This is a genomic window from Delftia sp. ZNC0008 (genome assembly GCF_000799035.1).
Taxonomy (GTDB): Bacteria; Pseudomonadota; Gammaproteobacteria; order Burkholderiales; family Burkholderiaceae_C; genus Comamonas; species Comamonas tsuruhatensis.
Window position 1 is genome coordinate 1 of record NZ_JTKZ01000167.1, and the last position, 11,600, is coordinate 11,600.

The following is an 11,600-nucleotide window of genomic DNA, read 5'->3' on the forward strand; positions in this document are numbered from 1 at the left end:
CCGCGTCCTCGGGTTCACACGGATTTCTTTTAGGGGGAGCAGGCCGCCTGCGGCGTTCGGGTCTCCGTAGAATCGACGGCTTTGGTCCATGCGCCGACAAGAGCGCTGCGCGCCGGCCTACAGGCCGACGTACGGCGACGGACCCAATACAGCCTACTTTTTGGAGACACCATGCAGGCTTTGCTCAAATTCTCAAGAGGGGTCGACTGGCTCAACAGCCTGGTCGGGCGATGCCTTATCTGGCTGATCCTGGCCTCGACGGTCATCAGCGGCATCAATGCCATCGTGCGCAAGGTGTTGCACACCAGCTCGAACGCCTACCTCGAAGTGCAGTGGTACCTGTTCGCCGCCTCCTTCCTGCTGGCCGCCGGCTACACGCTGCTGCAGGGCGAGCACGTGAAGGTGGATGTGATCGCCAGCCGCCTGTCCAAGCGCACGCAGATCTGGATCGACATCTTCGGCTTCGTCTTTTTCCTGACCCCCATGGCGCTGGCCATCCTGTGGTTCGGCACGCCGTTCGTGATCCAGGCCATCCAGACCGGCGAGATGTCGGGCAACGCAGGCGGCCTGGTGCGCTGGCCCGTCTACCTGATGATTCCCCTGGGCTTCGGGCTGCTGCTGCTGCAGGGCATGTCGGAGCTGATCAAGCGCATCGCCTTCCTGAAGGGCCTGATCGACGATCCCACGGCCAAGAAGGGCGAGAAGACCGCAGAGCAAGACCTGGCCGAAGCCCTGCGCGGGCTGGCAGGAGCCAAGGACAAAAGCGGGCAAGGCGCCTGATCGGGGAAACAGACATCATGGAATTCGTGATCCACAACCTGGCCCCGATCATGTTCGCGGGGCTGATACTTTTCCTGCTCGTGGGTTTTCCCGTGGCATTCAGCCTGGGCGCCTGCGGACTGTTCTTCGCCTTTGTCGGCATCGAACTGGGCGTGCTGCCCGAAGCCCTGCTGCAGGCCCTTCCGCTGCGCATCTTCGGCATCATGCAGAACGAGACGATGCTGGCCATACCGTTCTTCACCCTCATGGGGCTGATACTGGAGCGAAGCGGCATGGCCGAGGACCTGCTGGAGACCGTGGGCCAGCTCTTCGGCCCCGTGCGCGGCGGCGTGGCCTTTGCGGTGATCTTCGTGGGCGCGCTGCTGGCGGCGACCACGGGCGTGGTCGCGGCATCGGTGATCTCCATGGGCCTGATCTCCCTGCCCATCATGATGCGCTACGGCTATGACCGCCGGGTCGCCTCGGGCGTGATCGCGGCCTCGGGCACGCTGGCGCAGATCATTCCGCCGTCCCTGGTGCTGATCGTGCTGGCCGACCAGCTGGGCCGCAGCGTGGGCGACATGTACAAGGGCGCCTTCCTGCCGGGCCTGATGCTGACGGGCTTCTATGCGCTGTTCATCGTCGTGCTGGCCATCTTCAAGCCCGCCATGGTGCCCGCCCTGCCGCCCGAGGCGCGCACGCTGCGCGAGCCCAATGGCAACTCCGGCCTGCCCTCCACCCTGGTGCTGACCGTGCTGTGCGTGGCCGCCTCGATGGTGGTCGCCCAGTACATGCCCCAGCTGCACACCTGGTGGTCCGGCGATGTGGTGGAGAAGGTCGCTCTGGACGAGACCATCGTGGTGTCCATGTGCTTCGGCGTGGCGCTGGCCTTCATCGCCGCCATGTTCAACAAGCTCACGGGCCTTCACCTGCTCAGCCGCATGGCCGAGCGCGTGACCTTCGTGCTGATCCCGCCGCTGCTGCTGATCTTCCTGGTGCTGGGCACCATCTTCCTGGGCGTGGCAACCCCCACCGAAGGCGGCGCCATGGGCGCACTGGGCGCGGCCGTCATGGCCTTCGTGCGCGGCCGCCTGAGCATGGACCTGCTCAAGCAGGCGCTGATGTCCACCACCAAGCTGTCGTGCTTCGTGATGTTCATCCTGATCGGCGCGACCATGTTCGGCCTGACCTTCCAGGGCGTGGACGGCCCCAAGTGGGTGGAGGAGCTGCTGGTGTCCCTGCCCGGCGGCGAGATCGGCTTCCTGATCGTGGTCAACATCATGATCTTCGTGCTGGCCTTCTTCCTGGACTTCTTCGAGCTGTCCTTCATCGTCGTGCCGCTGCTGGCCCCCGTGGCCGACAAGCTGGGCATCGACCTGGTCTGGTTCGGCGTGCTGCTGGCCGTGAACATGCAGACCTCGTTCATGCACCCGCCCTTCGGCTTCGCGCTGTTCTTCCTGCGCAGCGTGGCCCCGGCCAAGGCCTACGTGGACAAGGTCACCAAGAAGATGACCGAGCCCGTGACCACCATGCAGATCTATGCGGGCGCCATCCCCTTCCTGCTGATCCAGCTGCTCATGGTGGCCCTGATCATCATCTTCCCCGGCATCGTCTCCAGCGGGCTGGACAAGAAGGTGGAGTACGACCTGGACAAGGTGCGCCAGGAGATGGAGGCATCCATGCCCGAGGCCATCGACTTCAACGACCCCATGTTCAACGGTGACGGCGCGAACCAGCCCCCCGCACCCGAGGGCACCCCTGGCGAGCCCTCGGCCCCGGCGGGTGGTGAGGACGATGCGCTCAAGGCGCTGCAGGACCAGCTGCAGCGCGAGCAGCCGGCCACGCCGGGCGAGAGCAAGTCCGGCAGCTGATCGCAGGCTCCCTCAAGGACAGCAAAGGCCCCGCAACCGCGGGGCCTTTTTTCGTTCGGACCCCGGCGTGCGCCGGTCCCCTGCGCGCATGAAAAAAGCCGGGCAGTGCCCGGCTTTCGCGCATGACGCCCGAGGGCGCCGCGACTTCACAGCTTCTGCGCCGACATGAAGGCGTCGTAGCGCGCCTCGGCGAAGCGGAACCACAGCACCTCGTCGCGCTGGAAGTTGCGGTAGTCGCTGTAGATCTTCTTCCATGCAGGGTTTTTCTCGGCCAGCTCCGCATAGACCGCCATGGTGGTCTTGTAGGAGGCATCGAGCACGGTCTGCGGGAAGGCCAGCACCTTGGCCTTGCTGGCCACCAGTTGCTTGAGCGCGCCGGGATTGCGCGCGTCGTAGCGGGCCTGGGTGACCACATGGGCCTCGTGCGAGGCGGCCTGCACCATGGCGCGCTGCTCGGGCGTCAGCGCGGCCAGCGCCTTCTGGTTCACGTAGAACTCGAGGTTCAGGCTGCCTTCCCACCAGCCGGGGTAGTAGTAGAACGGCGCGACCTTGTTGAAGCCCAGCTTGAGGTCGTCATAGGGGCCGATCCATTCGGCCGCATCGATGGTGCCCTTTTCCAGCGCCTGGTAGATTTCGCCACCCGGGATGTTCTGGGGCACGCCGCCCATGCGCTCGATGATCCGGCCCGCGAAGCCGCCGATGCGGAACTTCAGGCCCTTGATGTCCTCGGTCGTCTTGACCTCCTTGCGGAACCAGCCTCCCATCTGGGCGCCGGTGTTGCCGCCCAGGAAGTTGACGATGCCGTATTCGGCATAGAACTCGCGCATCAGCTTGCCGCCGTTGCCGTCCACGTTCCAGGCCGTGAGCTGGCGCGAGTTCATGCCGAACGGAATGGCGCCGCCGATGGCAAAGGCCTCGTTCTTGCCGAAGAAGTAGTAGGGCGCCGTGTGCGCGATCTCCACCGTGCCGTTTTGCACGCCATCGACCACGCCGAAGGCGGGCATCAGCTCGCCGGCCGCATGCACCGACACCTCGAACTTGCCGCCCGACATTTCCTTGATCGCCTTGGAAAACACCTCGGCAGAGCCGTAGATGGTGTCCAGCGAACGCGGAAAGCTGGACGCCAGGCGCCAGCGCACCGCCGCCTGCGCATGAACGGCTGGCGCCGCTGCGGCAGTCAATACGCCGGCCAGACCGGCGTGCTTGAGTGCTTTTCTTCTGTCCATCTCTGTCTCCTCCTGATTCGCTCTGCTTGAGAGCATTCAAAAAAGGCCGGACTGCTCTTGGCAGCTCGGCCCACATACATCATCGGAACAAAAAAGCCCGCCGTCCCCGCTGCATTTCGCAGAGGGGACGCGGGCTTGGCCTGCAGGCGTGGAAGGCATGGACCGTCCTTGTGCGTGCTGCTGGCTGCAGACCTGCTTACAGCTTGGCCGTGGTCATGTAGCTGTTGTAGCGGAACTCCGAGAAGCGCTCCCACAGCAGCTGGTCGCGCTGGAAGGTGCGCAGGCTCTGGTTGATCTTCTTGAACATGGGCGACTTGGCGTCATGCTCGGCCATGATCTCCATGACGGCCTTGTAGCCGGCATCCATGAAGTCCTTGGGGAAGGCCTTGAGCTGGGTCTTGTCGGCCACCAGCTTCTTGAGCGCCACGGGGTTGTTGGCGTCGTACTTGGCCGTCATGTCGCGCGCTGCCACGTTGCAGGCCGAATCGACCATGGCCTTGTACTCGGGCGACAGGGCCGCATACGCCTTGGTGTTGATGAAGAACTCCAGCTCGGCGCCGCCTTCCCACCAGCCGGGGTAGTAGTAGTAGGGAGCGACCTTGTTGAAGCCCAGCTTCTGGTCGTCGTACGGACCCACGAATTCCACGGCATCCAGCGTGCCCTTTTCAAGCGCCTGGTAGACCTCGCCCACAGGCATGTTCTGCGCGACCACGCCGAGCTTGAGCATGGCGTCGCCGAACAGGCCGCCGCCCAGGCGCATCTTCAGGCCCTTGAGATCGGCCACCGACTTGATCTCCTTGCGGAACCAGCCGCCCATCTGGGTGCCCGTGTTGCCTGCGCTCTGGCTCTTGATGTTGTACTGGGCATAGAACTCGTCCATGAGCTTGCGGCCGCCGCCGTGCTCCATCCAGGCATCCATCTGGCGGGCGGTCAGGCCGAAGGGCACGGCGCAGCCGAAGGCGAAGATGTAGTCCTTGCCGGTGAAGTAATAGGGCGCCGTCAGCGCCATCTCGATGGTGCCGTTCTGGATGCCGTCGACCACGCCGAAGGCGGGCATCAGCTCACCGGCCGCATGCACCGAGACTTCGAACTTGCCGCCCGACATCGCCTTGAGCGTCTTGGAGAACATTTCGGCCGAGCCGAAGATGGTGTCCAGCGACTTGGGAAAGCTCGCAGCCAGACGCCAGCGGACCGCCTCCTGGGCATGCACTGCGGGTGCGGCTCCCACAGCCAGCACGCCAGCGATTCCCGCATGTTTGATGATCGAACGACGGTCCATGAATGTCTCTCCGCGATGTGTTGTGTCAGTCAGAAAAAGCCCCCGCGCCCCCTTGCTGCGCAAGGTCCGCGGCCACCCCGAGGGGGCCGCTTTTTGCCTTGGGGCGACCCGGCGGCAAAAAAAACGCACGTTCGCACGTGCATTCACACTGTATCAGGTGGTATCGATTCTAAAAACGCCGCAAAGCAAGCGCGGACGGGGTTTTCCCCCGCGTAGTCCTGCTCGGCATGCGCGATGCGCCCCATCGCGGGGCACAGGCCCGTCCCATCTTCAGGCCACGGCGCGCTCGGGCGCCAGGTGGGCGCGCACCGACGCCTCGATGCCGGCCGCGTCCAGCCCCTGCAGGGCCAGCAGCCTGGCGGGATCGCCGTGCTCGATGAACTCGTCGGGCAGGCCCAGCTGCAGCAGCTGTCGCGTGATGCCGGCAGCCTGCAGCGACTCGGCCACGGCGCTGCCTGCGCCACCCATGATGCAGCCCTCTTCCACGGTGACGATGAGCTCGTGCGTGGAGGCCACCTGGCGCAGCAGTTCCTCGTCCAGCGGCTTGGCCCAGCGCATGTTGACCACGGTGGAGTCCAGCGCCTCAGCTGCGGTCAGCGCGGGATACAGCAGGGTGCCGAAGGCCAGGATGGCGACCTTCTTCGCCGCCGATTCGCGGCGCACCTCTCCCTTGCCGAAGGGCAGCCCCTGCAGGCTCTCCAGCGGGGCCACGCCCACGCCCGCCCCACGCGGGTAGCGCACGGCCACCGGATGGTCCTGCTCGTAGGCCGTGGTGAGCAGTTGGCGGCATTCTCGCTCGTCGGCCGGGCAGGCCATGCTCATGTGAGGAACGCAGCGCACGAAGGCGATGTCGTAGGCACCGGCATGCGTGGCGCCGTCGGCGCCGACCAGGCCCGCACGGTCTAGCGCAAAGACCACGGGCAGCTTTTGCAGCGCCACGTCATGGATCAGCTGGTCGTAGGCGCGCTGCAGGAAGGTCGAGTAGATGGCGACCACGGGCTTGAGCCCCTCGCAGGCCATGCCGGCCGCGAAGGTGACGGCATGCTGCTCGGCAATGCCCACGTCGTAGTAGCGGCCTGGAAAGCGCTTGTGGAATTCCACCATGCCCGAGCCCTCGCGCATGGCGGGGGTGATGCCCACCAGGCGCTGGTCCTTGTCCGCCATGTCGCACAGCCACTGGCCGAAGACCTGGGTGAAGGTCTGCTTCGGGGGCGTGGCCGGCTTGACCAGGCCCACGCTGGGGTCGAACTTGCCGGGGCCGTGGTAGGCCACGGGGTCGGCCTCGGCCAGCTTGTAGCCCTGGCCCTTCTTCGTGACCACATGCAGGAACTGCGGGCCCTTGAGGCTCTTGATGTTCTCCAGCGTGGGGATCAGCGAGTCCAGGTCATGCCCGTCGATGGGGCCGATGTAGTTGAAGCCGAAGTTCTCGAACAGCGTGGCCGGCACGACCATGCCCTTGGCCTGTTGCTCCAGCCGCTTGGCCAGCTCCAGCAGCGGCGGCACCTGCTTGAGCACGCTCTTGCCCATGTCGCGCGCCTTGGCATAGAACTGCCCGCTCATGAGCTGGGCCAGGTAGCGGTTGAGCGCGCCCACGGGCGGGCTGATGCTCATGTCGTTGTCGTTGAGGATGACCAGCAGGTTGGCATCGGTCACGCCGGCGTTGTTCAGCGCCTCGAAGGCCATGCCGGCCGTCATGGCGCCGTCGCCGATGACGGCGATGGCGCGGCGGTCCTCGCCCTTTTGCTTGGCGGCCAGGGCCATGCCCAGGGCGGCCGAGATGCTGGTGGAGGAGTGCGCCGTGCCGAAGGTGTCGTACGGGCTCTCGGCGCGCTGCGGAAAGCCCGACAGGCCGCCGAACTGGCGCAGCGAGGCCATGCGCTCGCGCCGGCCCGTGAGGATCTTGTGCGGATAGGTCTGGTGGCCCACGTCCCAGACCACGCGGTCGTAGGGCGTATCGAACACCGCATGCAGCGCCACCGTCAGCTCCACCGTACCCAGGTTGGAACTCAGATGCCCGCCGGTCTTGGAGACGCTGTCGAGCACATAGGCACGCAGTTGCTGGGCCAGGGTCTTGAGTTCGGCACGCGACAGACGCCTCAGATCCGAGGGATCGTCGATGGTCTGCAGCAGGGAGTAGGTGTTCGTGGTCATGCTAGGTATCTTGGAGCGGCAAGGCCGCGGTCCGTATTGTCAGTGGGTGCGGCTCACCACCATGTCGGCAAGCGCCGCCAACGCGCGGGTATCAGGCAGGCCGCTGCGCGCAAGCGCCGCGTGCGCCAGGGCGCACAGCTCGTCGGCATGGGCGCGGGCCTGGTCCAGGCCCAGCAGCGAGACGTAGGTCGGCTTGTCGTTGGCCGCGTCCTTGCCGGCCGTCTTGCCCAGGGTGGCCGAGTCGGCCACCACGTCGAGGATGTCATCCACCACCTGGAAGGCCACGCCCAGCGCCTGCCCGTAGTCGGACAGCGCCTGCCAGGCCTGGGCATCCACGCCCTCCTTGCAGGCTGCGCCCATGAGCACGCTGGCATGCAGCAGGGCACCGGTCTTGAGGCGGTGCATCTCGCGCAGTTGGGCCTCGCTCAGCTGCAGGCCCACGCTGGCCAGGTCGATGGCCTGGCCACCGGCCATGCCCTGCGCGCCTGCGGCACGGCCCAGCAGCCGGCACAGCCGCGCCTGCAGGGCGTCCGGTATGCTGTCGGCCTGATCGGGCTCGGGAACGAGCAGCTCGAAGGCCAGCGCCTGCAGCGCATCGCCAGCCAGCAGGGCCGAGGCTTCGCCGAACTGCACATGCACCGTGGGCTTGCCACGGCGCAGCATGTCGTTGTCCATGCAGGGCATGTCGTCGTGCACCAGCGAATAGGCATGGATCAACTCCACCGCGCAGCCGGCACGCACGGCGGCCGACGGCAGGCCGGCCACGGCCTCGGCCGCAGCCCAGACCAGCAGCGGGCGCAGGCGCTTGCCGCCATCGAGCACGGCGTATCGCATGGCTTCGCCCAGGCCGGCCGGCGCATCCACGCCCACCCATTGCGACAACGCGCTTTCGGTGCGCGCCAGGCGATCGGTCATCCAGCAGGGGAAATCCAGCGCGCCGGGGCCGGCCGGCTGGGAAACATCGGAAGCGCAAGTCATCACGGCACTCATGGCAATCTTCAATCCTGGCTCCACGGGGCCAGCGTCCCCTCGTCAAGCACCTTGACCTGTTCCTGCACCGCGTCGAGCTGGCCCCGGCAATAGCCGAGCAGCTGCGCCGCGCGCTGGTAGCCGGCCAGCATCTGCTCCAGAGGCAGCTGGCCCGACTCGATCTGCGCGATGAGCTGCTCCAGCTCCTGCAGCGCGGATTCGTAACTGGTGGGCTCGGCGGGAGCCTTGGGGGCAGCCTTGGGCATGTGGCGTTGGCAGTGCGTTGTGGGGAACCGACGATTCTAGGCGTCCCTCCGCGACCGCGCCGCCAATAACCGGACAGCCCTTGACAGGCGCCATCGGCCGCTTGCAATACACGTACCGGGCATCCGGAAATAACCCCACGGGCTATAATCCCATTCCCCGCCAAACCGGCCCCTTGCCTAGGCATGCGGTCGGGCTCACCGACAAGACAGGACGCCTCGGGCGCCGCTTGTTTTCAAGTCGTGAAGCCTGTCTCCATGTTCAGGAACGGCCGGTTTTGCTTTTTCCAATCCCGTGCGCACGCGCACCCTCCCTGTGGGGAGTCTTTAGGTCAGGTCACCCATGTCTGATTTAAGTCTTCAACTGCAGCAGGCCGCAAGCCAACTACCAGTTTCCAGCTACTTCGACCCTGCGCTGTTCCAGCGTGAGTTGGAGACCATCTTTCAACGCGGCCCGCGCTACGTGGGCCATCAACTGGCCGTTCCCGAGATAGGCGACTACTACGCCCTGCCCCAGGAAAAGGAAGGCCGTGCGCTGGTGCGCAACGCCAGGGGGCAGGTGGAGCTGATCTCCAACGTCTGCCGCCACCGCCAGGCCGTGATGCTCAAGGGCAGGGGCAACCTGATGACCGAAGGCAAGGGCCATGCGGGGGGCAACATCGTCTGCCCGCTGCACCGCTGGACCTACAGCACCAGCGGCGAGCTGCTGGGCGCACCGCACTTCAGCCACGATCCCTGCCTGAACCTGAACAACTACCGGCTGCGCGAGTGGAACGGCCTGCTGTTCGAGGACAACGGCCGCGACATCGAGGCCGACCTCGCCGGCATGAAGCTGCGCGAGCAGCTGAGCTTCGAGGGCTTCGTGCTCGACCATGTCGAGATGCACGAGTGCAACTACAACTGGAAGACCTTCATCGAGGTCTACCTCGAGGACTACCACGTGGGCCCGTTCCATCCGGGCCTGGGCAACTTCGTGACCTGCGATGACCTGCAGTGGGAGTTTTCCAGGGAGTACTCGGTGCAGACCGTGGGCGTGGCGCCCGGCTTTGCCCGGCCCGGCTCGGACACCTACAGGAAGTGGCACGACGTGCTGCTGGCCTACCGCAACGGCGAGCTGCCCGAACGCGGAGCGATCTGGCTGACCTACTACCCGCACATCATGGTGGAGTGGTATCCGCATGTGCTCACGGTCTCGACCCTGCACCCGCTGGCCGTGGACCGGACACTGAACGTGGTCGAGTTCTACTACCCCGAAGAGATCGCCGCCTTCGAGCCCGAATTCGTGCAGGCGCAAAAGGCCGCCTACATGGAGACCTGCATCGAGGACGACGAGATCGGCGAGCGCATGGACGCCGGCCGCAGGGCGCTGTACGAGCGCGGCGACAACGAGGTCGGCCCCTACCAGAGCCCCATGGAAGACGGCATGCAGCACTTCCATGAGTGGTATCGCGGCGTGATGGGTGACGCAGTCCCCGCACGCTGATCGGCTCCGGCTCTTCCGACGGCCCGCATTCGTGCGGGCCGTCTGCATTGGGCCTCCTGCATCGGGCCGCCTTCATCGAGCGGCAGGCCCGCCGCACAGCTCCTCTGCATGCAAGCGCCCTGGTGTGCCCAATGGGCAGGGCTGGCGACTGCAATGCATCCCGAGGCAGACCCAATGTCTTGGCTTATGCAATACAGTGCCTTGCGCGTGCCCCTGCCGCGGCCCCGGGCCGTAGACAGCCAGGCGGCATGCGCGAAAAACAAAACCCAACCCTTTCTCGTCCAGCGCCGCGGTCCTTGTGCGGCTCTATCCGGTCATTAATATGCAAGCCCTGTGGATGGTGGCGGCCGCATTCGTCTTTGCGGTCATGAGTGTGTGTGTGAAGTTCGCCTCCCAGGATTTCAACGCGGCGGAGATCGTCTTCTACCGCGGGCTGGTCAGCATGGTGGCGCTGTGGTGGCTGGCGCGCCACCAGGGCATTTCGCTGGCCACGCGCTACCCGCGCGAGCATGCCTGGCGCAGCTTCGTGGGCGTGACTTCCATGGGCGCCTGGTTCTACTCCATCGGCCACCTGCCGCTGGCCACGGCCGCCACCTTCAACTCCATGAGCAGCATCTGGATGGCGGTGTTTCTGATCGGCCAGGGCCTGCTGCTGCGCCACCAGCTGCGCCGCCAGCCCGAATCGCATGCGCTGCGCGCACTGCCGCCGTTTCCCTGGAGCCTGGTCGCCACCGTGGCCCTGGGCTTCGTGGGCGTGATCCTGGTGCTGCGCCCCAGCGCGGCGCCGCAGGAATTCGTGGCCAGCGCGGGCGGCCTGATCGGCGGGGTGTTCGCCGCCATGGCCTATATGCAGGTGGCCACGCTGTCGCGCATGGGCGAGCCCGAGGCGCGCGTGGTCTTCTACTTCGCACTGGGCTCGGCCGTGGCCGGCGCCCTGGCCATGTGCTTCACGGGCGTGTCCGCCTGGCCGGGCTGGCGCGCGCTGTGGCTGCTGCCCGTGGGCGTGCTGGCTGCCGTGGCCCAGGTCTGCATGACGGCGGCCTACGCTTCGGCCGGCAACAGCCGCAATACCCTGGTGGTGGCCAATCTGCAGTACTCGGGCATCGTCTTTGCCGCCCTGCTGAGCCTGGCGCTGTTCGGCGAAAGCGTGCCGCTGATCGGCTGGGCCGGCATCGTGCTGATCGTGGCCAGCGGCGCCCTGGCCACGGCCCTGCGTTCACGCGGCTGACGGCGACGGCCCGCCTGGGGCCGTCGCATAATGGATCGGACCTTTTGCCGCAGGCGCACCGCCGCCTGCGCTGGCTTTCGGAGTTCCGCATCCATGACATCCAACACCTCCTCCTACCAGACCCTGATCTCCGTCCAGGAACTGGCCGCGCTGCAGTCCGGCGGCCGTCCGCTGATGGTCTTTGACTGCAGCTTCGACCTGGCCCAACCCGCAGCCGGCAAGGCGCAGTACCTGCAGGCGCATATTCCCGGCGCCGTCTTCGCCGACCTGGACCATGACCTCAGCGCAAAACACGGCGTGCCCGGCGCACATGGCAGCGTGGCGGCCAGCGAGCAGGCCGCCTCGGGCGGCCGCCACCCGCTGCCCAGCCG

9 protein-coding genes and 1 pseudogene are annotated in these 11,600 nt (G+C 66.2%); 5 read left to right on the forward strand and 5 right to left on the reverse strand.

Annotated features, from left to right (window positions below; all coding sequences use genetic code 11):
- Positions 1–171: 171 nt before the first annotated feature.
- Both L995_RS05600 and L995_RS05605 read left to right on the forward strand, forming a co-directional pair.
- Entirely contained in the window at positions 172–780 is a 609-nt protein-coding gene (locus L995_RS05600; RefSeq protein ID WP_016448926.1) for a TRAP transporter small permease subunit, read from the forward strand.
- Positions 781–797: 17 nt separating this feature from the next.
- A complete protein-coding gene (locus L995_RS05605; protein WP_047470002.1) occupies positions 798–2,630 on the forward strand; it encodes a TRAP transporter large permease in 1,833 nt (610 codons plus the stop codon).
- A gap of 146 nt (positions 2,631–2,776) precedes the next feature.
- Here the strand turns inward: L995_RS05605 and L995_RS05610 are convergent, their stop codons facing one another.
- The 5 genes from L995_RS05610 to xseB all read right to left on the reverse strand — a co-directional run bounded on the left by L995_RS05610 (position 2,777) and on the right by xseB (position 8,521).
- The gene (locus tag L995_RS05610) at positions 2,777–3,856 is read right to left on the reverse strand and encodes a TRAP transporter substrate-binding protein (RefSeq protein WP_016448928.1); all 1,080 of its coding nucleotides are present in this window, start codon (positions 3,854–3,856) and stop codon (positions 2,777–2,779) included.
- 196 nt (positions 3,857–4,052) lie between these two features.
- Entirely contained in the window at positions 4,053–5,135 is a 1,083-nt protein-coding gene (locus tag L995_RS05615) for a TRAP transporter substrate-binding protein (RefSeq protein WP_047470004.1), read from the reverse strand.
- A 270-nt stretch (positions 5,136–5,405) separates the two neighbouring features.
- Positions 5,406–7,286, reverse strand: coding sequence for a 1-deoxy-D-xylulose-5-phosphate synthase (gene dxs / locus L995_RS05620; RefSeq protein ID WP_047470007.1), 1,881 nt, complete (start codon positions 7,284–7,286; stop codon positions 5,406–5,408).
- A gap of 39 nt (positions 7,287–7,325) precedes the next feature.
- Positions 7,326–8,276: a polyprenyl synthetase family protein gene (locus L995_RS05625; protein ID WP_047470013.1), complete on the reverse strand. Its 951-nt coding sequence runs from the start codon at positions 8,274–8,276 to the stop codon at positions 7,326–7,328.
- Between the two features lie 8 nt (positions 8,277–8,284).
- Positions 8,285–8,521, reverse strand: coding sequence for an exodeoxyribonuclease VII small subunit (gene xseB / locus L995_RS05630; protein ID WP_016448932.1), 237 nt, complete (start codon positions 8,519–8,521; stop codon positions 8,285–8,287).
- 340 nt (positions 8,522–8,861) lie between these two features.
- Here xseB and L995_RS05635 point away from each other — a divergent pair, with 340 nt between their 5' ends.
- The 3 genes and pseudogenes from L995_RS05635 to L995_RS05645 form a co-directional block, all read left to right on the forward strand.
- Entirely contained in the window at positions 8,862–10,001 is a 1,140-nt protein-coding gene (locus tag L995_RS05635; RefSeq protein WP_016448933.1) for an aromatic ring-hydroxylating oxygenase subunit alpha, read from the forward strand.
- Between the two features lie 322 nt (positions 10,002–10,323).
- Complete coding sequence (locus tag L995_RS05640; RefSeq protein WP_016452492.1) at positions 10,324–11,229, forward strand: DMT family transporter; 906 nt, start codon at positions 10,324–10,326, stop codon at positions 11,227–11,229.
- A 93-nt stretch (positions 11,230–11,322) separates the two neighbouring features.
- A pseudogene (locus L995_RS05645) lies at positions 11,323–11,600 on the forward strand (3-mercaptopyruvate sulfurtransferase); the annotation flags it as partial.